This is a genomic window from Pseudomonas sp. K5002, assembly GCF_013386655.1.
Classification (GTDB): Bacteria; Pseudomonadota; Gammaproteobacteria; order Pseudomonadales; family Pseudomonadaceae; genus Aquipseudomonas.
Window position 1 is genome coordinate 29,861 of the sequence record NZ_JACARK010000044.1, and the last position, 21,354, is coordinate 51,214.

At 54.8% G+C, this 21,354-nt stretch carries 18 protein-coding genes and 3 pseudogenes; 8 read left to right on the forward strand and 13 right to left on the reverse strand.

Going from position 1 to position 21,354, the window contains the following annotated elements; translation table 11 throughout:
• Positions 1-14 precede the first annotated feature (14 nt).
• Positions 15-1,358, forward strand: coding sequence for a CitMHS family transporter (locus tag HX846_RS02685; RefSeq protein WP_087694034.1), 1,344 nt, complete (start codon positions 15-17; stop codon positions 1,356-1,358).
• Between the two features lie 114 nt (positions 1,359-1,472).
• Positions 1,473-1,777: pseudogene (locus tag HX846_RS02690) on the forward strand (DeoR family transcriptional regulator); the annotation flags it as partial.
• 205 nt (positions 1,778-1,982) lie between these two features.
• On the opposite strand, the pseudogene HX846_RS39415 reads toward HX846_RS02690, so the two are convergent.
• Positions 1,983-2,107 (reverse strand): annotated as a pseudogene (locus tag HX846_RS39415) (MFS transporter); the annotation flags it as partial.
• Positions 2,108-2,675: 568 nt separating this feature from the next.
• Here HX846_RS39415 and HX846_RS02695 point away from each other — a divergent pair.
• Both HX846_RS02695 and HX846_RS02700 read left to right on the forward strand, forming a co-directional pair.
• Positions 2,676-3,131, forward strand: coding sequence for a hypothetical protein (locus HX846_RS02695; protein WP_178964933.1), 456 nt, complete (start codon positions 2,676-2,678; stop codon positions 3,129-3,131).
• Positions 3,132-3,785: 654 nt separating this feature from the next.
• Positions 3,786-4,787: a hypothetical protein gene (locus HX846_RS02700; protein ID WP_178964934.1), complete on the forward strand. Its 1,002-nt coding sequence runs from the start codon at positions 3,786-3,788 to the stop codon at positions 4,785-4,787.
• Positions 4,788-5,421: 634 nt separating this feature from the next.
• Here HX846_RS02700 and HX846_RS02705 read toward each other — a convergent pair.
• Together HX846_RS02705 and HX846_RS02710 are read right to left on the reverse strand one after the other, a co-directional pair.
• Positions 5,422-6,324 (reverse strand): acetoacetate decarboxylase, encoded by a 903-nt coding sequence (locus HX846_RS02705; protein WP_177046931.1) that lies wholly within the window; start codon positions 6,322-6,324, stop codon positions 5,422-5,424.
• A gap of 187 nt (positions 6,325-6,511) precedes the next feature.
• Positions 6,512-7,243 (reverse strand): PA1136 family autoinducer-binding transcriptional regulator, encoded by a 732-nt coding sequence (locus HX846_RS02710; protein WP_177046933.1) that lies wholly within the window; start codon positions 7,241-7,243, stop codon positions 6,512-6,514.
• Between the two features lie 167 nt (positions 7,244-7,410).
• Here HX846_RS02710 and hchA point away from each other — a divergent pair, with 167 nt between their 5' ends.
• Together hchA and HX846_RS02720 are read left to right on the forward strand one after the other, a co-directional pair.
• Positions 7,411-8,289, forward strand: coding sequence for a glyoxalase III HchA (hchA, locus tag HX846_RS02715; RefSeq protein WP_177046935.1), 879 nt, complete (start codon positions 7,411-7,413; stop codon positions 8,287-8,289).
• Between the two features lie 350 nt (positions 8,290-8,639).
• Positions 8,640-9,300: pseudogene (locus HX846_RS02720) on the forward strand (SOS response-associated peptidase family protein).
• A gap of 24 nt (positions 9,301-9,324) precedes the next feature.
• Here HX846_RS02720 and HX846_RS02725 read toward each other — a convergent pair.
• Positions 9,325-9,894 (reverse strand): TetR/AcrR family transcriptional regulator, encoded by a 570-nt coding sequence (locus HX846_RS02725; protein ID WP_177070498.1) that lies wholly within the window; start codon positions 9,892-9,894, stop codon positions 9,325-9,327.
• 267 nt (positions 9,895-10,161) lie between these two features.
• Between HX846_RS02725 and HX846_RS02730 the strand changes: the two genes are divergently transcribed.
• Entirely contained in the window at positions 10,162-10,593 is a 432-nt protein-coding gene (locus HX846_RS02730; protein ID WP_177046941.1) for a VOC family protein, read from the forward strand.
• Between the two features lie 181 nt (positions 10,594-10,774).
• Here the strand turns inward: HX846_RS02730 and HX846_RS02735 are convergent, their stop codons facing one another.
• From HX846_RS02735 to HX846_RS02750, 4 genes are all read right to left on the reverse strand, one after another.
• A complete protein-coding gene (locus tag HX846_RS02735; protein ID WP_177070496.1) occupies positions 10,775-11,542 on the reverse strand; it encodes a DNA adenine methylase in 768 nt (255 codons plus the stop codon).
• Positions 11,543-11,639: 97 nt separating this feature from the next.
• Positions 11,640-12,206 (reverse strand): hypothetical protein, encoded by a 567-nt coding sequence (locus tag HX846_RS02740; RefSeq protein WP_177070494.1) that lies wholly within the window; start codon positions 12,204-12,206, stop codon positions 11,640-11,642.
• A gap of 231 nt (positions 12,207-12,437) precedes the next feature.
• On the reverse strand, positions 12,438-15,596 hold the full coding sequence (locus HX846_RS39420) for a hypothetical protein (protein ID WP_256349121.1): 3,159 nt from the start codon (positions 15,594-15,596) through the stop codon (positions 12,438-12,440).
• A complete protein-coding gene (locus HX846_RS02750; protein WP_177070492.1) occupies positions 15,596-17,185 on the reverse strand; it encodes a hypothetical protein in 1,590 nt (529 codons plus the stop codon). Before HX846_RS02750 ends, HX846_RS39420 begins: the two co-directional genes overlap by 1 nt.
• A gap of 118 nt (positions 17,186-17,303) precedes the next feature.
• Between HX846_RS02750 and HX846_RS02755 the strand changes: the two genes are divergently transcribed.
• Positions 17,304-17,717, forward strand: coding sequence for a hypothetical protein (locus tag HX846_RS02755; RefSeq protein WP_177070490.1), 414 nt, complete (start codon positions 17,304-17,306; stop codon positions 17,715-17,717).
• On the opposite strand, the gene HX846_RS02760 is transcribed toward HX846_RS02755, so the two are convergent.
• From HX846_RS02760 to HX846_RS02780, 5 genes are read right to left on the reverse strand one after another with little or no spacing between them, the layout of a single operon-like run.
• Positions 17,710-17,958 (reverse strand): bacteriocin, encoded by a 249-nt coding sequence (locus HX846_RS02760; RefSeq protein ID WP_178964935.1) that lies wholly within the window; start codon positions 17,956-17,958, stop codon positions 17,710-17,712. The two genes, HX846_RS02755 and HX846_RS02760, sit on opposite strands and share 8 nt — an antisense overlap.
• Positions 17,959-17,962: 4 nt before the next feature.
• Complete coding sequence (locus HX846_RS02765) at positions 17,963-18,379, reverse strand: hypothetical protein (protein ID WP_177070488.1); 417 nt, start codon at positions 18,377-18,379, stop codon at positions 17,963-17,965.
• Positions 18,379-19,068, reverse strand: coding sequence for a hypothetical protein (locus HX846_RS02770; RefSeq protein ID WP_177070486.1), 690 nt, complete (start codon positions 19,066-19,068; stop codon positions 18,379-18,381). The genes HX846_RS02765 and HX846_RS02770 overlap by 1 nt, the downstream gene beginning before the upstream one ends.
• On the reverse strand, positions 19,065-19,529 hold the full coding sequence (locus HX846_RS02775) for a hypothetical protein (protein WP_177070484.1): 465 nt from the start codon (positions 19,527-19,529) through the stop codon (positions 19,065-19,067). The genes HX846_RS02770 and HX846_RS02775 overlap by 4 nt, the downstream gene beginning before the upstream one ends.
• 10 nt (positions 19,530-19,539) lie before the next feature.
• Positions 19,540-21,351: an SGNH/GDSL hydrolase family protein gene (locus HX846_RS02780; protein WP_177070482.1), complete on the reverse strand. Its 1,812-nt coding sequence runs from the start codon at positions 21,349-21,351 to the stop codon at positions 19,540-19,542.
• Between the last annotated feature and the right edge of the window lie 3 nt (positions 21,352-21,354).

A 21,354-nucleotide genomic window follows, 5' to 3' on the forward strand; every position in this document is an offset into this window, starting at 1 on the left:
TCAAGGTGATACAAATGCTCTCATTACTCGGCTACGGCATGATCGTGACCTTCATGGCACTGATCATGACCAAGCGGTTGTCGCCGTTGGTAGCGATGACAACAGTTCCGATCGTATTCGCTCTCCTGGCCGGATTTGGCCCGGATATGGGCGATATGATGATCGAAGGTTTGCGCAAGGTGGCGCCAACCGCGGTCATGGTGATGTTCGCGATCCTCTACTTCGGCGTGATGTTCGATACCGGCCTGTTCGATCCGATCATTCGCAAGTTCATCAAACTGATCAACGGCGACCCGATGAAGGCGGTGGTTTTTGCCGCGCTGCTGGCAGGCCTCGTATCGCTCGATGGTGACGGTTCGACGACCTACATGATTACCGTCACCGCGATGCTGCCGCTGTTCAAGCGCCTGCGACTCGAACCACTATCCCTTACCTGCGTGGTTATTCTTGCAGCGAGCGTGACCAATCTACTGCCATGGGGCGGTCCACTGGCTCGTGCCGCTGCGTCCTTGCAGGTCGATACTTCCGAGCTGTTTGTCCCGCTCATTCCGGTCATGGTGGTGGGCTTCCTGGGCGTTCTGGCACTGGCTTACTTCATCGGCATTCGTGAGCGTCAACGCTTGGGTGCACTTACCCTTCCCCAGTCGCTGGGCGCTGCCGCCACCGTGTTTGACGATGAAGCTGACGACGAAGGTCTGCCATCAATGTCAGACGAGAATGCCGAGCTGCGTCGTCCAAAAATGTTCTGGTTGAACGCCGCTCTGACGATCGGCCTGATGGCTGGCCTGGTGACAGAGGTGTTGCCACTTTCCATTTTGTTCATGGTCGCGTTCTCCATCGCTTTGGTGATCAACTACCCGCATATAAACGATCAGCGTCGCCGTATTTCCTCACACGCTCCAACGGCTTTGAACCAGATCGCGATCTTTCTGGCAGCCGGCATCCTGGCAGGCATTCTGTCCGGAACGGGCATGGTCAATGCGATGTCAGCGAGCTTCCTGGCCATGCTGCCAGCGACCTGGGGCCCCTACATGGCACCGATCACTGCGTTGGCGAGTATTCCGGGCACCTTCTTCATGTCCAATGACGCCTTCTACTATGGTGTTCTGCCCGTGCTTGCCAAAGCTGCTGCAGCTTATGGCATCTCCGCAGCAGAAATCGGACGAGCGTCATTGGTGGGTCAACCTGTCCACTTGCTCAGTCCTCTTGTGGCCTCGACCTACCTGCTCTGTGGCTTGGCAGGTGTGGAGTTCAGTGACCACCAGAAATACACCATGAAATGGGCGTTCGCGTTGAGCTTCCTTATTTTGCTCGCTTGCTTGCTGCTGGGACTGTTCCCTCTGGCAGCTGGTATCTAAGGGAAAGAGGCGAGTTGCAGGCGTCACCGCTGCGAAACAATGAAAAATCCCGGAAACAGAAATGTCTTCGGGATTTTTTGTGGTCGCTCAATCAAAGATCACTTTGGAACCCTAATGCCTAGCCAAAATGACATCCCGCCGAAAGCGGCGCACCGATGATCCCTGAACAGCGCCGTGAATTGATGCTGCGACAGTTGCGCAAGCATCAGGTACTGAGCGTTCATCAATTGATGGAAATGTTCGACTGTTCGCACATGACTATTCGCCGCGACATCGCGTTGCTGGAGCAGGAAGGTCGTGCTTACTCGGTAACGGGTGGGGTGCGGATCGCCAGTCAGCTCCATAGTGAGCACAGCCATCAGCTCAGGGCGTTGGTCGAGTTGCCACAGAAGCAGACCATGGCCAACAAGGATGGCCGTGCACGCATCAAAGTGCGCAACAAGGGCCTGAACATCATCGCTGCTCAAGTCACGCTGCCAATGCCCAAAGATGTGCCGGTAGACAAGCAGAGCTTAATCAGTTCGCTGACTTTCATCGACGAGCCGCATCACGAGTAAAGCTCTCCGTCAAAGGTACGCGGCCCGCAGTTCGTCATCTAGGCCGCACTAAAGAATCGAACAGCAGGAGCAGGCCGCCAACGGTAGACCCCAAAGCGAGGGCCAACTGAATCACGACCACCATCAGGCCGCCGCCGTCCCGGGTAGCGCTTGCGCAATCCAACTCCACCAGCCGACGGGTGCTGCAATAGCACCAATGGAGTGCCGGAATCGGCCAGTCAGGGGGCCCCTCTTTAGCTGATGGCGTGATGACAGAGCCGTAATGTGCCTTTGGTCGTTACTGAATTCTCATCCCATCATCGAATGGCCGCTAGGTAGGCCGGAGCAATCCGCCTGCCAAAAGCCTCTAGGACAAAATCCGATATTGGTAACACATCCGAAAAACCCACCCAGAGCCCGTCGTTTTGTAGGGGTAAAAACGACCAAAAATAAAAAAGGGTCGCGAGATAAAATCTCGCAACCCCTTGAATTATATGGTCGGGACGGAGTGATTCGAACACTCGACCCCTAGCACCCCATGCTGGGGCCTGTGCAGGCATAACTCATTGATATAAAACGAATACAACCCCTATTTTGGGTGGCAAAAAACACGTTTTTTTTGTGCTTATGCAAACGGGATTCCGTGGCCTGTAGCGTAGGTTTTGCGCACACTGCAGATCTTATGCGCTCATAGAAAGCTAAACTCTAATCAGGCTATGGCCTTTCCGAAAAGAACATTTTCACACTCGTCGCCCACCCCATCAGCGAAAAGGAATAAAAGGTGTCAAAGCCCGAAACGGATGTCGATCAACATAACTTGCTGGTCGAAGAGCACAATGCGTCTCAAGAGAAAATCACGGAGCGAGCCCAGGATATCGTCAAAATGTTTTTCCTGGTGAGTGGTGGTGCACTGGCGGTGTGTGCAGGTTTTTTTTCGGCAGGAGTGGTGCTGCCCATCGAGGTCATCTATCCAGTCAGAGGAGCATGGGTGAGTCTGACTGCGGCCATGATGCTGATTGGATTCACTCTGCTACTGATGCTGGGTAGGGACTATAGGTTCGGCCAACTCAACAGCCGGCAGATAGACTCAGGTGAACAGTCAACGGAAACATCTGGTTGGTGGGATATTTGGATGTGGGGAGCCGGCCTGATTGGATTTATATGCTTCTGCACTGGCATGTGCTTCTTCACCTATGCCGCGTGGGTCTTTGTAACGCCTAACCTAGTGGCCTCTTAAGCTTTCGGGGGGTACCTGCTGGCCTCTGCCGACCACCATGTCAAGGTGACCCCGAAAGCACCATAAGCGACTGATCTAAATGCGCCCTCCCTCGCAAGGATTTCTCCGAGGAACAAGACCTAGCTACTCCTCCTTGAACATCGTACATATACAAATGCCAGTACATTCAAGAGGATAGGGGTTGACTGAAATATAGGTTTTGACTGCTAGTGAACGGTCACCCAGAATGCGTCGATTAAGCACTCGCTATCCACCTTCGGATTAGATTCATGCCTCAGACAAATGGACTTGAGTTTCTCGAACAGCTACCGGAAAGCTGCCCGCCGGCCACGGTGAATGCGCCTAATGAGCCGGTTTTATGGCGCCTGATTAAATCAGGGTCGCCGTCAGCTGCTGATTTTCATTCTCAGAGAGAACGCCTACCATCCCGTCATTATGATGACGAGTGCTTGGCTAGATCGGTTTCTCTGGTGACTTCCTTAGCTGTATGCCGCGCTGTCGTCAAAAGCCCTAGGATGAAATTTAGCCACGCCGTCCCTATCCCTTACGATCCGTTGTGCGGCATCTGGCACAAGGATAGCGAAACGCATGTAAATTGGTGGCCATATCTAACTACCGACCCAGTGAGTCTGATTGGGGAAGTGGAGACGCTAAATGGCTAAGCTCACGATAGAAAAAGTTTTGTTGAGCTACGAAATACCGCTGGTAGTTCTTGCAAAGTCGGGCACTGGCGATAGATTTCTTGGATTAAATTATGACGATGCAGAACGGGGTCACAAGTTCTATTTCTCTCGCGTAAAAACCGAGCACTTGAAGTTACTCTATGCCGAAAAAATAGATGTACACTACGTAATTACAAAGCTACATAAAGGGAAGTACGAACTTGGCGAATTATGGGGAAAAGCCGGTGAAGAGTTTAAAACTAAGCGCACCGCTGAGATAGACCCAGATCTCCTCCCAGAGCCAGGAATGTTCATACCTGGTCATGCGCCAGAGAGCCTAAACAGTGATTACAAAGTAGTAGAAATCGATGGACGGTGGGAGATAAGCGACCTTCGGAAGTTTTCGGATCTGGTACAAGACTGCTATTCATTTGGCTTTGCTCTGCTCGGTGCCACCGGTAATGCTGCGAAGGAAAAAATTGATTCGCTTTTCCATAAGCACCCTTGGAGAGGAGGCTTCAGCTCAGTAAACTTCTTCAAGGAACTCTACAAGAATATTCCTCAAGAAGATCGAGCAGGGATCAGGGAGATAAATTATGCATCCCCTGGAGAAATCAAGTTCTATATGAACGGCGACGTAGCCGACTCAATAAGAGAGTTGGTCTTGGACATCAATGATGATGAAAGCCCTGCTCAAGAGAGTTATAAAGCTGCCAGAACTTTCCTTCAGAATAGAAACTGGCTCAGCAAGTCCGACGTGGATATTGATTTATCAGACTCCGACCTTAAAGAGCTTATTGAGCTTCTTGACACAAGTTGCAAAGCGTTCGGGCTGGAGGAACATAGTGAGCATATACTAGCCCTTGCAAGCGGCGATCCCCTTTCGGCGGTAAAAATCGTACTCGCATATTTCAGGCGCCTTCAAGGTCTAGCCGATTACGTCGCCACTGGGAAAGCGCAGGATATCTTTAGGGACTCATACTCGGATGAATGACAGCAAAATGGTAGCTTGAACGCTGAAAGCCACGTACTACGTGGGCTAGATGCGCTCATCCCGCCCACAAAATAATCATTTAAAATCAGGTGCTTAGCGAATTCCACAAGTAACTTTTTGTGCCTGACCGGCCAAAATCAGCGCAGTTATGCCGGGCTAAATTACAGCGTTTAGTGTTCTGAGGGAGTAGAAATGACAAGGATTTTCCAGCACCACGAAAACATCTATAAGGCCGCTGACTCCGTTCAGCGGCACGGATATGCCGCAGTTGAAGGGACTCTGTCTTCTGCGGTTCCGTATTGTAAAAGGGTTATTAATGTGCTCTCGGTTTACGAGAAAATCCTCGCGAGAATGGCCTACCTCAACGTCCCCAAACAGGGCTATCTGTACTTCGTCTATGACGGCAGCAGATTCACCCTGGCCGAAGTAGAGCCCTTGATACAAGCTGTGGATTTGCGGAGCTCGTTATGACTCAAGCGCCTCTAATGCAGCAGTATGGGCTGCAGAAGTGCATAGGCCACGTTACTCGTGGCTTTCGGAGATCAACTGTCTAAAACTCTACCGTCATTTAACTGCGGGTTTGGTCAATGAAAGCGCGGTAGCTTGAGGTAGTTTTAGACAGTCCTAGCTGTACCTACTTGAGATAGTCGTGAACCACCTTGCCGGGCTCAAGAAGATAGTTGCCGAGCGTATGACGTACAGAAACGATCTCAAGGATCGGTAGTGCTGCGATCGGTATAGCTTCGTGATTGAATAGATCCAAGCTCGCAGCCCCCGTCCAAGCCTCTTTGAGATCAACTGTTGAATACTCGAACCTAACCAGTTCGGCGATGCGTGGCGTTTTCCCATCAACGTCTGGAATGATTTTGAGCACGACGCCCGGCACCCGCATTGACTTCGTCGCCTCGGCTAAATCTGCCTCCTTGAATTTGTAAGCCATGCTCGCACGGGCCACCAGCGCACCGTCGTATTCAAGAGTTCCGACATACGACTCGTTGTTCTGACCAACACGTGGGTGTCCGAACTTCTTCGGTAAACCCCAGACTTCTCGGCCAAGCATGATTGCGGTGACGTTCTCAGCCACCATCAAAGGACGGAAGCTAACCGCTTCCTCACCCAAGAAGCACGAGATGCCTTGGGCAAATTCATAATAGTCACCAATTCCTGGCGCAACCATCGAAAGAAAAGAAAGACTGACGATTGCGTCCTTTACGACAAGTGGCTCTGGCACGATTGCCCGTGCGAGCTCGATATCCGTTCGATAGCTGATCGTTAGCGAGGGCCGGTCGAGAAACCAGCTTGGCGGTTGCGCGTATGCCGGCGCGTGAATCGGCATCGAAAAAGCCTTCTGGCGAATACTCTCCGAAGTTAGCGGCGTTCCGGCTGACAAGTTTGGAAGGAATAAGCCTCCCGTGGAGCGTCCATAAGTTGTTCCCCCGTGCGAGGTCTGTGCAAGAAGGGGTGACGCCGCTGCAGCAAGGCCGATACCTGCTGTCACAAGTACCTCTCTGCGGGAAAGGCATATAGGACTGCTCATATCAACATCTCCTTGGTTGGCTTTATGTATTTTATGAACTAGAAACTGCATTCAAACCATGCAAATCAAATGGCACGAAAGGTGTCGCACACTGTGCCCACATACTAATTAGATCGCCTGCAATTTAAACGTGAACTGTGTGTTCGTTTGAAAGCCTGGCGTGACTATGACTTTTGTCATTAACAATTCAAATTTCGATGTCCCCCAGTTTCATTGCTTGGGCAACAGCATGTGCGGTAGAGGATGCGCCTAGACGGTGCCGAGCGGCACGCAAATGGTTTTCCACTGTTCGCTCGGAAATCATCATAATCGTTGCTATATGCGCTTGACTTTTACCCAGTGCAATCCATTGCAATACCTCGAGCTCACGCTTGGTGAGCGACTGGATCTCACTATACGTTCCGGGGCCGCGATGCCGTTTTAGCTCCAAAAATGCAATGCTGCAGAACGCTTGAGCGCTAAACTTCACCCCGTGACTCAGGTCAATATCCTCAGCGGCGAACGAAAAAGCACCTTCCAGACCTGCCCTACCAAAGATCGGCACTTGTATCCCGTTGACCCGCCCCAAATCGCGAACGCCCCTAACTATGCGATAGGTCATTTTGTCTGAATTGCGCGAAGGACTTTTCGACCAGAAAAATGGCTCTTCCGTCTCAAGGATATGCTTGGTTATTGGACAGTGCAGGAGGTAAGCATCCCGCTCATCTGCACTGCACCCCTCAATCCATTCTCCATGCACGAAGAACAACTCCTCGATAAGTTTTTCTACGGTCGGCCTTGGCGATATTCCGCAAATAATGACGCGATCGAAGCCCAACTTCGCAGAAAAGTCGATTACGCACTGACAGACAGCCTTTGCGTCAGGGGCTCTCCTTGCCTGTGCTACGCTTTCGAACAGGGTTTTCGCGAAGTCTGTCATCGCTCCTCCAGAATTTTTTTTATGATCCATGGGTATGGAACAGAGGCATATAGGGGAAATCCCTCATGTCTTATTTTACCCCGCGCGCATATGGTTGTGATTGAGGGCTGAATTCCCATCCGGGTCCCAAGCATTGATACCTCAACCACTGAAAAAAGGAAGCAATCATGAACACCGAAAGTATCGATACAAGCAAAAAGCCCACGCCAGATCCGGCAGAGCAGAACGCATTCTTCCCTTCTAGCTACTCTCTCACTCAGTACACATCTTCAAAGACCGACTTCGATGGCGCTAACTATCCAAATCCTTACAAAGGAAAGCTGAAAGTTTTGGTAATCGCTACCGACGAACGGTATGTCCTGATGCAGAACGGTACGATGTTTTCAACAGGTAATCACCCGGTTGAAATGTTGTTACCTATGTACCACCTCGACATGGCTGGTTTCGAATTCGATGTCGCAACCATTTCCGGCAATCCGGTAAAACTTGAAATGTGGGCCATGCCGGGTGAAGACGAAGCCGTCAGGAGTATCTACGAGAAATATCTGACTGAACTCAAATCACCACAAAAGCTCTCGGATATTTTGGCAAAAGGTCTCGAAGAAAACTCCCCATATATCGCTGTATTCATTCCCGGCGGCCACGGCGCTCTGGCTGGAATCCCACACAGCAAGGAAGTAAAAAAAGTACTTCAATGGGCCATGGACAACGACAAATTCATTATTACGTTGTGTCATGGTCCCGCCTCACTGCTCTCCGCAGCAGTCGATGAAAAAACAGAAGATTATCTTTTCAAGGGCTACAAAATTTGCGTATTTCCGGACTCTCTGGATAAAGGAGCAAATCTTGAGATCGGCTATATGCCCGGTCCCTTACCTTGGCTAGTTGGCGAAAGCTTGCAAAAACTCGGCGTGGAGATCCTAAACAAAGGCATTACTGGACAGTGTTTTCAAGACAGAAAACTGCTTACAGGCGATAGCCCCCTTGCTTCCAATAACCTTGGAAAGCTAGCTGCCGAGGCATTGCTGAAAGAAGTTAGCCTGTGATTTTTAAACAATAAGAGCTGCCCCTCAGAGTCATTGATGTGTACAGGACTTACGGGGGGCGACTGGTTCTTAGACAGATGCTCCACACCCGATTTTGACATCAAGCACGGAACGCCTGGATATTGAAGGGCGCCGCGCCCATTCATATCTTCAGCCAGGCGAGGGGTGATTAGTAGCTCTCCTCCTGTGTGGCTGAGATGAAGCCAAGATCGTTGCCCTTGGGGAACCACGCCTCCATTGGGTTGATCTGTTCGACGTTGATCGGCATAACAAATTTTCGCGTCTAGTGTCTATCGAGTAGAGTCTGGCCATTGCTGGCGGTTCATTGGGGCCGACGAGCTGAGACGATTATGTGCGGAAGACTTTCTCAGTACAGCGGCATTCACGACTTCGTTGCACTTCGTTGCAGCGCTGAGCATGCACAATGCCTTGGCGAACTCCGTCGGTGAAACACCGCTCGAGCGCTACAACGTCGCCCCGACAACCCAAGTCGCCCTGCTCCACCTGCAGGGCGATTGGGCCAAGGACCGCGTAGCGCCTATTAATGCCCGCGTCGAGAAGGTGGCCCACGGACCGTTCTTCCGCGCGATCTGGCCACACCGGGCAATCACGCCCATCGATAACTGGTTTGAGTGGGTGGACGAAGGCGGGACGAAGAAGCAGCCCTACCTGGTACGCCGGCGGGATGGCGCGCCCGTGCTGTGTGCAGCCATTGGCCAACTGCCCGACAGTGACGAAGGCCCGGGCGAGCATGATGGCTTCGTGATCATCACAGCCGACAGCGCCGGCGGCATGGTGGACATACACGATCGGCGCCCCGTAGTGCTGACGCCCGACCTGGCCCGCGAATGGCTAGATCCGAACACGCCCAAGGAGCGCGCCGAGCAAATGGTGCTGCATCAGGGCGAACCGGCCGAGGCCTTCGAATGGTTCAAGGTCGACAGGGCCGTGGGAAATGTGCGGAATAAAAGGTCGGAAGTTATCCGGCCTTTTAGCGCGCAACAGTCCTGAAGTTGGCCTGGTACGCGTAAAAACTCACTGCGGTGTTTTAGTTAGGGTCCTAGCTTCAAGGTACATTTCCTGAGCATCTGCCAAAATTTCGAGCCACTCCTTTTCTGTCATTTCCTTCAGCCCCAGAGCCCTCAGAAAAAACGCCCCTTCGACGGCTAGATAGGCAAGACGGCCGCGACGCCCCGCGCTCGAAGGCGCATCAAATTGCCCAAGCATTTTGAAGTAGAACAAGCGCGCCGGCTCGAGCATTGCTGGGGCGTGAATTAAGGCCGCCATCAAATTCGCAGCTTTGTTTGCGATTGATACGTCCTCACTCCTTGCCGTGTCTATGTAGCCGAGCAAAGTCGGATGCAGATCTTCCGAGTGTTTTTTTGCGTTCTGCAACACTTCGGCACCGAACCGGCTCACCTCTCTGTCAAGCATCGCGAGAATCAATTGGTCCTTGGTGGGAAAAATATAAAGCAGACCGCCTTTGCTTATTCCGGCGTGTTTCGCGACCGCCTCAAGCGTAAATCGCTGGACGCCCGTCTCAATAACGACAGATTTTGCGGCATCTAAAACGAGATCTGGATCTATTGTTTTCTTACGAGTCACGTGCTAGCCTCTTTTTATCCGTCTTACTAGACGGATTATTCTGTTAGCGTCAGGTGATGGTTCCATCGATAGGTTGAGTGTACCAAATCAGCATTGCTCATCCTTCGGAGTAGGGCTGACTCAACACCGCATTGAGCGAGGCGACAGGTCCCAACGAAGGCAAGCTCTATCGGTGACCATCGCAAAAGCCATGTCGCTACAGAAAAAAACTCACGGATAAGAGTGCGTAACTCAAACTCGTTATTGACCGTATTTAGAGCCTAAAAAATGAACAGCACCTTACCCGCAGCAGCAATCGGACACTTCGTTCTCAAAGTCGAGAACATAGATCACAGCTACGAGTTCTACACGAAGCTCGGCCTGCGACCGTTCGCAAAATATCCAGACGTGGCGATTATCGAATTGCGAGGCGGGACCCACATCTTGATTTTCAGCAAGCACGAGGAACTGCCTTTCAAGATCAGTTCGAGCCACCTGGGCCAGCGAAGCGCCTTCTTCAATGAGCAGTTGGACTTGATGATTGCAGGCTCGTCCAAGGGCGACCTCGAACAATACAGATCAACCTTGGTCGGCCGCGGTTTAGACGTAGGCGAAATTTCTCAGGATCAGTTATTCGGACACAATTTCTTCCAATTAACCGACCCTGATGGAAATGGCATAACGTTCTACACCAGCCATACAGGTAGTTTGCCGGTTTAATCCTTAAGGAACTGAAAGGCTAAGCCACCACCGGTACCCACTTCTTAGGTGGGTACTGCTGTTTACAATCCACTATCAGATCCGCGTCAATCCGATATACCCCTGGCAGGCCGTCGCGTGAACAGCCCTTGGTCGCGGGTCGCGGTGTTGGCAACAGCAGGACTCAACCCAGGCGACCTATCTACCAGTTCATAATTGCCAGCTCACCGGTGACCGCAGCTTTCCCCTGCCTTGGATTGGCGGTGCTGTAGCGGATATCCATCATCTCCAGACGGAACCCATCGAACACACGGCGCACGTCTGGATGATCGTTGATGCTGATCATCACCTTGCCCTGGCACTTCCGCATGAAGTCGGCCATTCGTTCGTACTCCTCAAAGCCGAAGTCCTCCCCATAGCCCTGGGTCTTCCAATACGGAGGGTCCATATAGTGGAACGTGTAGGGTCGGTCATATTTCTCCGCACACTTGAGCCATGGAAGATTTTCGACGTACGTCCCAGAAAGGCGTTGCCAGGCTTCTGACAGGTTCTCCTCGATCCGCAACAAGTTGATGGGTCGGCCGGTGGTAGCTGTACCGAAGGTTTGTCCGGTTGCCTTGGCGCCGAAAGCATGGTGCTGAAGATAGAAGAACCGTGCAGCCCTCTGGATATCCGTCAGGGTTTGCGGCACCGCCATTTTTTGCCACTCAAAGATCTGCCGCGAGCTGAGTGCCCATTTGAACTGGCGTACGAACTCCTCGAGATGGTGCTGAACGACACGGTATAGGTTCACCAGGTCGCCATTGAGGTCGTTTAGGACTTCTACTCGGGCAGGCTGGTCGCGCTTGAAGTAAAGCGCGGCGCCGCCGGCAAACACTTCCACATAGCATTCGTGATCAGGGAAAAGCGCCAGCAGGCGCTTGGAAAGTCGCCGTTTACCGCCCATCCATGGAACAATTGGATTCGCCATCATTGCACTCCTTTGCGTTTACGCGCCCTTCCTGGGCGCAAAATGTCCGAAACGGTGACGCGTTTCGGTGTAACTCCTTGGTTCGTGATAACTCGACCTAAATAGCGGCATCCACCTGATTACCCAAGCTCTCTGCCAACTCGGCCTGACGAGCTTCCTCTTGGCGAAGCACCTCAAGCCGCTGCTGATGCTGCTGGATTTGTCGCCAGCGCGAGATATGACGATCGGTCGCGTGATCGTACTCAGCAGCAGACACCTTTTGTTGCGGGAAGTCCTGAACGCTGTCCCAGGCCGCCGGGTCGAGCCGAAGCACGTCGCGATGCAGTGCATAACGCAGCTGGTCAGCCATGATTGATTGCAGTGCAACGGGCAACTCGCTGGGCTCCACATCTGGAGCAAAGCCAATCAGCTGCATTGCCGCGTCGAGGGCGGCCGCCTTCTCCATCAGTCGGGTATGGACATCCTGTAGCGCTCGGCAGTTGCTGATCGATTGATCCACCATTGAGCGCAGCGACAGACACTCGCCCTTTGTGCGCTCCGCCTGGTCCTGCTTTGCACAAAGCAGGCCGACCATCGCCTCATAGATATGGACCGACGCCTTGCTCGGCTTTTGAGCCTTGGTTGATGTGCAGGCAGGACATGCGCCCCCCTGGCGCTGAGACATTGGGCCAAACCAACCACAACGGCAGGAACAGAGCGGCTGCCCGGCCAGTGGAACGGGTTTGAGGTTTGCGATTGGTTCGGGCTCGCCGGGCCTGATGCGATCAGGGTCTTGAAACGGCGGCGTTACTGATTCTGGAGGTTTTCCAGGCATATTAAGCACCTGCGGTATAGGGCCTCACGGCCGGATTGTCAGGCAAGAGTGCCCCCGAAACAGACGGGCCACTCGGTTGAATCAACTGGCAAGCTTCTCCTTTTCCTTGGTCAGCATGGCCAGCTCTTTGTCTTTCTGCGCCGAACTCTTGCCGCTGAGGCGCACGGCCGCCACTTTGGCGTTTATCGCCTGGGTCGATGACTTCGCGCCAGTAGAGGCCAGCGGTTTGGCGGTATCTCCCGCTTTCAGCCAGGCCTTGAAGTCTGGCATTTTCATCTCGGTTACATCGCCTACGTCCCAGCCTTTGTCAAAGTTCGATTTATAGGCCTTCACAGCAGCAGCCTGGCTTGTGTAGCCAAGCATTACCTTATGCTCGTCAAACTTCCCGGAGGCCTGGTCCTTCTGGTCCACCACGAAAACGCGCTGGCTGTATGGCTCAGGCCCCACATAGACATCAACCTGGTCACCATCGGCACCGGTCGTTCTTTTGATGTAACCATAGTGATCTGACATTGAACGCGACCACTCATTGCCATCCTTGTCGACGCCTTTGCGCTCCGAGCCTCGGGGGTTCTCGATCGCAATATTCAGCCCTTGCAGGTTGATATGGCCTTTCCGGTAGTTACCCGCCTCTTTCTGGGCGGTGCTGGGTTCCGGCAGATCGTTATCGGGAGAAGTTGCTGCGTCACGTGCCGCAAGGTCCAAGGCTTCCGTCGGCGGCAAACTCGCGCGATCGGCTTTAGAAGAAGGCAGCTGATCAGTCGGCTGCGTGTCTTCCTTGTCACCATACTGTTCTGCCTGGTCCTCATGAAGCTTCTGGGCATAGTCGTCGGCGCTTTTTACATCCTTGAAGACCCCTAGGTGCTTACCAGTTCGCTCATACGTTTTGATCGCCTCCCGGTCGGACATGATCCTGCCGTCATCGCTGACTGTCGGAATTAGAACCTCCTTACCGTCAACTCCGATCGACATCGAGCGCACGGTGCTGATAGAGCCATCCGCATTGCGCACCGTTGGCCTGGCGTTCAGGTCGATGTTGCCGGCGGTGATCAGGCCACCTCTGCCAGATCCAGGCAAGCCAGCATCGTCAGCCTGCTGCTCTTGCTCTTGAGCCTGTAAGCCCTGATTGGGCAGCACTGCGGCGCCCCCTGACGGTTCCGGCGTTGGATCGGCAGATTGCAATGTTGGCAGTACGGGCTGCCCGTCGGCGGCAGGCCTTTGCACAGACTCAGTCGCCTCGGAGTTGTCCTCGTCACCACCACCGGCTTGTAAGGCCTGGATGTACGGAAAAAACCTTGCCGCCAGAGCCCGGGCAGATGCAGCGGAAGCCCCAGTATTTGGGTTCTCTGCGAGACGAATCAGTGCGTTTCGCACTGGTGCGCTCTCGTAAAGCCTGGCAAACCCACCGATCGAGCCAGCGATAGGGATCGCCTTGAGACCAGCCGCGGACGCGGCGGCAAAACCTCCAATGCTGTAGTTTTGTTGCCCGGTGTTGGTCATGACGCCAGCCTGGCCCGCACGACGAGTCGCATCTAAAACCTGCCGTAACCCTTCAAGCTGCCGACGGTCAGCATCCCTGAAAAAGATGTTGGCCTGAGCCGGCATCTTGTTCATGTTGTTGATGAATCGATCGGGAGACAACCCGTCAGCGCCCTGCGAGTTTCTGAGAAGTCTCTGGATAATGGTTGCCCGCGCTGCCTGCCGACCTTCCGTGTCAAGGCTCTGGAAAAGGTTCCTAACCTCGCTTGGCTTGCGACTGAACAACAAGCTCTCGGCCAGTTCCGGAGTGACATCTCCGCGATCAAGCACTGACTTCATGCGCGACTTGCTGACTTTGCCGGCCTCCTCGCCATAAATCGCATTTGCCTGGCGAAGCTTGAGCACGTCTTGAGCAGGTAGATTCGCCTGCGCAACATCATTCATGTCGTCGTATAACGACGATTGCAGTCGTGTCAGCAATGCCTTGGCCCTTGTCGGCAACTGGCTTCGCGCGGCACCGTCGAAAGACTTAACGATGTCTCGCAAGGCTGTACGGTTCTCCCGGAGTGAGGAGTAGGTTTGCGGCGCCGCATTCAGCGTTTGCATGAACTGCTGGATTTCGTTCGCCGCCTCCGGGCTCCCTACAATCCCCGGCCGGTTTAGCTCGGCAAGAGCGTCATCCGCAGCTTGAGTGGTTCTGGCATAAGGCACCACTCCTACCTGATCCAGCTGGGCCTCGTACCTGCCAATCCTGTTACCAGCAGCTTGGCGGCGGCGGCCCACCCTTGCCTGAAGGCTTTCCATAATCTGATCAGCCTGGGGAGGCGGGTACTGAGTATTGAGATCCTCAACCGCGGCTATCCGTGCTTCTCGCTGCGCTTGCCGCGCCCCAGCCGTACCAGCGAACGGAATTCGCTCACCGGCTACCTGCGCGCTGCGCGACATGAACGTTTCAGGTGGAAATACATCGGAAGTCATCAATGGGATGTTGGTCTGCTCGGCGGCCCGAACAAGCTGAGCGTTTTCACCCTGAGCAGGATTTCTCATTGCCCTGACTGCACGCCTGCCGGCGTCCACAACACCGCCTGCGGCACTCGCTACAAATGGAGTTGCCGCGCCGAGCGCTCCAGCAATTGCAATATCGCCGCTATCAAAATTACCGCCGGCATTTTCTTGCAGGCCCTCGAGCCCGGCCTGGGTAGCGGCAGAGCCCGCCCCCAACACCACCGCCTGGCGGGCCAGACCGCCACCAGCCAATGTTGCGACACGACCGGCAGGCGTGAACGCCGCGCCAATGCCTACAGCCTGGGCGACATCAAGCCCTGTCAGCCCCGGCTTGTTGATGACCGCCTGAACACCGGTCTTGTTGTTCGCCGCGATCAGGTTTCCCTTTTCATCCTGAGAAATACCGATGTAGGGAGAGCTGGAGCGCAGCATTTTTGCAATTTCGCCCGGATCGGTAGTGGTCGGCAGCGCTGCAAAAAGTGCCGCCTGCTGCCCGGCTGGAATATCGAGACCTTTGAGCAGGCCAGAGCTCTGCAACTCCGGCAATTCTTTGGTGGCGCGCGTCTGACGCTCGGCACCCGCGAACATCTCCTTCACACCCTGGAGAAAGCCTCGTTCTCGGGGCTCTTCCTTGTCTGCGAGCGGTGCAGCCTCCCAAGCTGGCCTGGTAGAGGCTGTTTCCGATTTTGCGACAGTGCCCGCACCCGTTGCGCCGGCACCCGCGTCATAGAGCGGGGCATCTTCCCAAGCGGCCATTATGGTTTCACCCTTTGTTTTCCATTTGGATCGATGAACACCGTGCCAGACGGCAAGCGGTTGTAGTCATCGTCAGTCGCGATGCTCGGCGCAGCGGCACTCTGCTGCCGGGCCGGCGGAGTTGCTTGCGGCAATTGCAAACCTCGCTGCTGAGCCGTGCCCGCCTGGGGAATAACGGTACCAATATCCAGGGGTTCAGCCCGGGCGTTTTGGCGGCGCTGCTGGATCATGTTCGTCTTGAGCTGAATAGCCCTTTCGTTCAGGGACGAAATCTCATCAAGGCGCTGCTGGACCAGTTTCGGATCGTTGAGGTTTGTAACAAGCTCGTTCCAAGCGCGCTGGGCGTCCCCATCGGTTTGCACGCCCGCATTCAGACGTAAGCTGTCATTTCTCAGTCGCTCTAGAGTTGCGTTCAGCGATCCGTAGTTGCGCGACTCCTCGGTGCTGGTACCGGTTGAGTTGCGCACTTCGGATACCCTGTTGGCAATCGGGCCAAGATTGAGCTTCCCGTCAGAGATCTGCTTGCTGATGCGGCTGAGTGACTGGTTCATCGTTTGAGCGTTGGCGATGGCGTCTAGATCGCCGTCCTCGGCTTTCTGGATTGGAGCGGCCAGTGGTTTACTTGATGCATCCACAGGCGCCAAACCCATCTGCTGGCCGTACCGCAAAGCCGCATGACGGTTTTCAGGCGTATTGAAAGCACCGCTGAGGAGCTTGTAACCAGACACGCGATCGACCAGTTTTTCGATCGGGACCTCCAACACATCCTCATCACCGTCGGTTGTGGTCCCGCGATTCTTGGTCATCGGTGCATTGTATTTCTGGCCATCCTCACCAGTTACTTCAAGCTCGAAAACAACAGTGCCCTTGGTTTGCCCAGGAAGCACCTGCACGATTTTCTTTTGGCCACCACCACCCTTCTGGATATCCGGGCCGAACACACGATTGACCGCGTCCAGGGCCTCCGGCGCATTTGAGTTCAGGTCGCCCGCAAATACACGCCCAGCGGTATCAACGTCACTTTTCATTTGTGGAGAAAGGACGTGTCGGGGGTCCATCCACGGGTTGCGCTTGAACACTTGCAGGTCGCTTTCGTCGAGGTCACCACCCGCCGCTATCTTCGCATACGCGGACTTTGCGATTAAGGCGTCCTGTTTCTGCTGTTGCGCTTTGTCCTGCTGGTCGATTTGCCGGCTGAACTGCTGTTGTTGCATGTCGAAGCGCTGATCTTCCCGCTGCATGCGTGCTGCTGCTTGCTGCTGACCCGCCGCCTGGAGACCATAGGACGCCTGAAACTGCCGATCTTGGCGTGAAGCGTTATCGGCATCACGCTGCCGAAGGTATTGGCGCTGGTCCTGTGTGTCAGCATAATTTCGTTGATCCGTCTCCCGACGGTATGCGAGATCATCCTTTCGCAGTCCCATCTCCTGCTGCTGGATTTCTCGGCCATATTGCCGATCCTCGGCGTGTTGGGCGAGCTGGGCGCGCTGAATTTCTTTCTGATCCTTCTGCGCGAGCAGGTTGGTCACCAGGCCAAAGCCTTGGGCGAAACCATCCATTCCGCCACGGGTATCTAATCCGCCTGCCATCTGTTGTCTCCCGACAATAATTTCTGAGGTGCCGCGTAGATAATTCGTCTGCGCGGAAATAATTGCATAAGCTGCATGAGTTCAGGCCAAAAAGATGGCCCAAAAGGGGAACACCTTCATGAAATGGATGCATGCTTTGTTGGGGGCTACGGCCCTCATCTCCAGCCAGACTTTTGCCGACAGTTGCTGGATTATCACGGACCTGAAGGGGAAAGCAGCCTTCGCCAGCGACAACTACTCAGTGACCGACGACAAGATCGGCAACACCGTGTTTTGGTTGAACATCAGCGAGCACAGCCCCTCGATCGCCGTGAACGGCGCCAAGGCTTCTTACGAAGGCGGCGAACTGATGAAAATCAACGAAAGCACGCTCCTTTATGCGTACCCGAACGACCAAGCGGTAATTGAAACCTGGTCGATCGACGCCAACGCTGGCAAGGCGTACATGACGCAAGCAAGGTCCGGTGCTGGATCGCGAAATAAGGCATCTTTTTACATCGGGAATGCAAAGACTGGCTGTGCAGCTACATAAATGAGCCGGCGATGTACCCTACGCCCGCGCCGATCGCAGTGCCAATTGGGCCAAACGCAGCCCCCACCATCGCACCGGTGGTTGCCATGCCTACTTGGCTAGATTGCTTGTTAGCCTTCGCCTGCTGATTCATCTGGTCCTCGGCCAGCTTTGCCTGTTGCTGCTGTTGTGACAGCTGGGAGAGGCCTTGCATCGCCTCACCCTGCATTTCTTGCTTCAGTCCAACCAATCCGTATGCCATAGCCTTACCCTCCCTGCTTCAGGCCGCTGAGGCCCATGCCGCCAGCCATGATTTGCTCCTGCAGGTCACGCGCGGAGATTCGCGCGTTATTGCTCGCATCCACTGAAGCCGAGGCTCGACCAAGCTGCATTTTCCGGTCTTGCGCGGCCTGTTGGGCAGGTGACAGGACGAGGCCCATCCCCTGCTGCTGTAGCTGGAGCCCTTGATTCGCGCTATCGAAAGATTTGTTCACCGACTCGGTGGCGGTCGCTGCTTGTTCGCCGGCAAAAGAATCGCTGGTTGCGATGTTCGCCAGCTTGTCGACGTATGGCTGAAAGCGCGCCTTCCAGTCGTCCCATTGAGCTCGGCTGAGCTGCCCAAGAACATTGGAGGCTCCTTGTTTGCCGGCGAACGCGGCGCTCGGATCAACGTAGTAGGTCATTATGCGTAGCCCGCGAAGTTGGCACCGCCTGCGACATTGTCATAAAGCTTGCCGCTGGTACCTGATGGATTGAGAACGGTGGAATTGGCCGCAGTTGTCTTTGCTGGAGCCATATTGTTGAGACCGTAGGAGACTCCACCTGCGACAGCACCAAGCGCCGTGCCAGCGAGTTGTAGGTTCGCTGACTTACGGTTGAAGTTGGTGAAGGCCGCCCCCTGGGCATCCTGAGCCGCCTGGCTTGCAACGGTGTTCAGGCCGGCCTGTGCCTGGGATGATTGTCCCTGACCAATTGCCGCGACATTGCTGAGCCCGGCGATTTTTTGGCTTTTTTGTTCAAACTGCGCGCGCGCCATAGTGTCGCCGCCGGCCGTCCCTACACTTGTTGCCAGATCGCCCTGGGCAGAGGTGAAGCGACCACTATTCGGATTCAGTCCATATTGCTGGGTGACACCCTGGTTCAGTTGCTCCATTCCGGAGCTCAGCGCCTTTTGCGTCCCGGCGTTGGTCTTGCCGCGGACGTAGGCCATGCTCCCTTCGGAATCCATGTCGTCAACACGCTTCATGTACGCATTTTCAACCGGAGCCAGGCGCTCCTGGGCATAGTTCCACTTTTCAGCCGCCACTTGCGCGGCATACTTTTGCTCCGGCGTATCCTGGATTGAGTTATCGGTCTTGCTTCCGCCGCTCATAATTCGCCTCGCTTGATCAGGTCTTGGTTGTAGGCAGAAAAGGTCTCATCGTGAAAGTGTCGGCGAATGCTGGCAGATACTTCTGCCATCCAGGCGGTACCTCCAATCAGGTACGCACACTGCACCACCAGGCCGGTAAGCTGGTCCCTGAGGACAAAAGCCAGGCTGCGTCCATGATGGTCGCCGTCCAGCTCAAGCGTGACACTGTCGCGCCAATCTTGAAGCGCAGCCGCCATCAACGGGCGAACAAAATGCTCGAAATGGCGGTAAAACGGGTTGATCGGCAGCTCGATAAGTGCCAGCCAGAAGGCATGGTAAATGTCGTTCGTGGTGAGAGCTTTGTCACCGTCGACGATGTCGTCGAGCGTCTGCGATATCGCGAAAAGCGTTTCGCAAAACGTAATGGCGTTAGGGTCACCCTTAAGAACCCGGGCAAGTAGCTGCTCTTGTGTTTCACTCATCGATTAGCCCTCACGCGAAAATACGGGTCAGATCGGCCTGGCGCAGTTTTATCGTTGCGTCTTGGCCGGTGCCGGTTTTGAAAATGATGGAAAGCCTGAATTTCAGGCTTGTGGGCGCCTGGGCCAGCGCCAAAATCTGGGTCACCAGGGTTCCGGCAATGTTGCCGATTGGCATCGCGTGATTGAGCTCCTGGTTCTGCCCGATCTGAGCAATGGTCGTACCGCTTGCGCTCACCGCCACGACTTGCAGGGCAACCTGCAGCACGCTGGTGTTGACGCTTGAGAACTCCCAGCCGGCAATAGCGCGCAAGCGCTGGCCAACGGCAACTTTGGAGACGTCCACAGACTGCTCGAGGGTAAGCGTCGGGGTTGCTGCGCTTGGCATGCCGGTAATACGCAAAACCTGCTTTTCCCCGATATCTGCTGCCTCTTTCGACGCCGTCACAGCCAAACCATTGAGGTTTGTGCCCTGCAAGGTGCAGGACGTCGCCAATTGGCCCGTAGCGTTGCTCCCTGCGCCCAGCGTGCCGTTGGTGCCGGTCAGCAGCGCGTTGGGGATCAGGCTGCCCCCGGGCACCGCTGCAGCGTCGTAAAGCACGCTCGATGTTGGAAGGATCGCCGGAAAGGTGAACAGCCGCTTCAACGCTTCACCCACCTTACGGCCGATGATTCGAGCCCCCATTGGTGTCGGGTGCAGGCCGTCTCCCGTCATACCCTCTTTGGGCCAGTAGCTCGTGCCAGACGCAGGATCGACCATCTCATCCCACGGGTTAACTACGATGACACCCAAGCTCGGTGCAACGTTCAAGTACCAGTTGTGCACCGCGAAGTGGTTCGCCGTCTGCTGAATAGGTAGTCCAACGTTTGCCCCGATCACTGGGGTTTCCGCAATGGCAATAACCACCTTTCCACGCTTGATTAGCGCGGCATACAGATACTCCAGATTGCGGATCGTCTGCTCCAGGCTCATCCCGTTCAGTCGGTCGTTGCCCGTACCGAAGTGCACCATTACGTCGAAGGCGTTGCTGTTGGCAATCACATCAGCTTGCAGGCGGGCCACCATTTGAGAAGTGGTGTTGCCGTCGATCCCTTTGTTGAGGGTCAGCGGAAAAGCGGCAAGGCCACCCGTTTCGGAGACAGCCCAGTCAGCGAAGCCCACGTTGCCCTTGGTGCACTGAAAGGCGCGGCTATCGCCCAGCACCAGCACATCGGTCAGCAACGGCCGGTAAAGCATCGCCTGGGCCTTTTGCACCGCACTATCAGCCTTGGAACCTTGCTCAGCCGTGGCGGCGCCGATATCTCCAGCAGTTACCGTCAGCTTACCTTCGGGATTGGGCAGCACATCGTTCAGCTGCTTGACTGTGCCCGAGCCGCCACCACCGCCACCCTGTCCAGCGATTGCCGCCAGCTTGGCTGGACACTCGGCAAGCGTAACTGTCCCATAGCGGTCGGTGAGCGGGTATTTGCCGTCGTGGTTTGGCCCGCCGGCGGCGGTTCCGGCAGTCCAGTCGGCGAACTCAGCCAAATTGACCTGGCGATCCTTCAGGAACTCCTCGATCTTTTCCAGCAGATCTCGGATGCCTTGGTTTGTGACAAAGCGAAGTAACACATATGGGACGTTCGTTATTTCCGCATTGGGTGAGGCGTCCAGCGTCACGCGGGTGTCGGTCTCCACAGTGACCAGCTCGAAGCACTGACCACTAGGCACCACCAAAACGTCGCCGCGCACGGCATTCGATAACCATGAAGTGCCGGCGCCGGTCGCAATTACTGCGCCCGCAGCAATAGAGACCGTTCCGGCGCGGTAGATATGGGTAGCCATAAG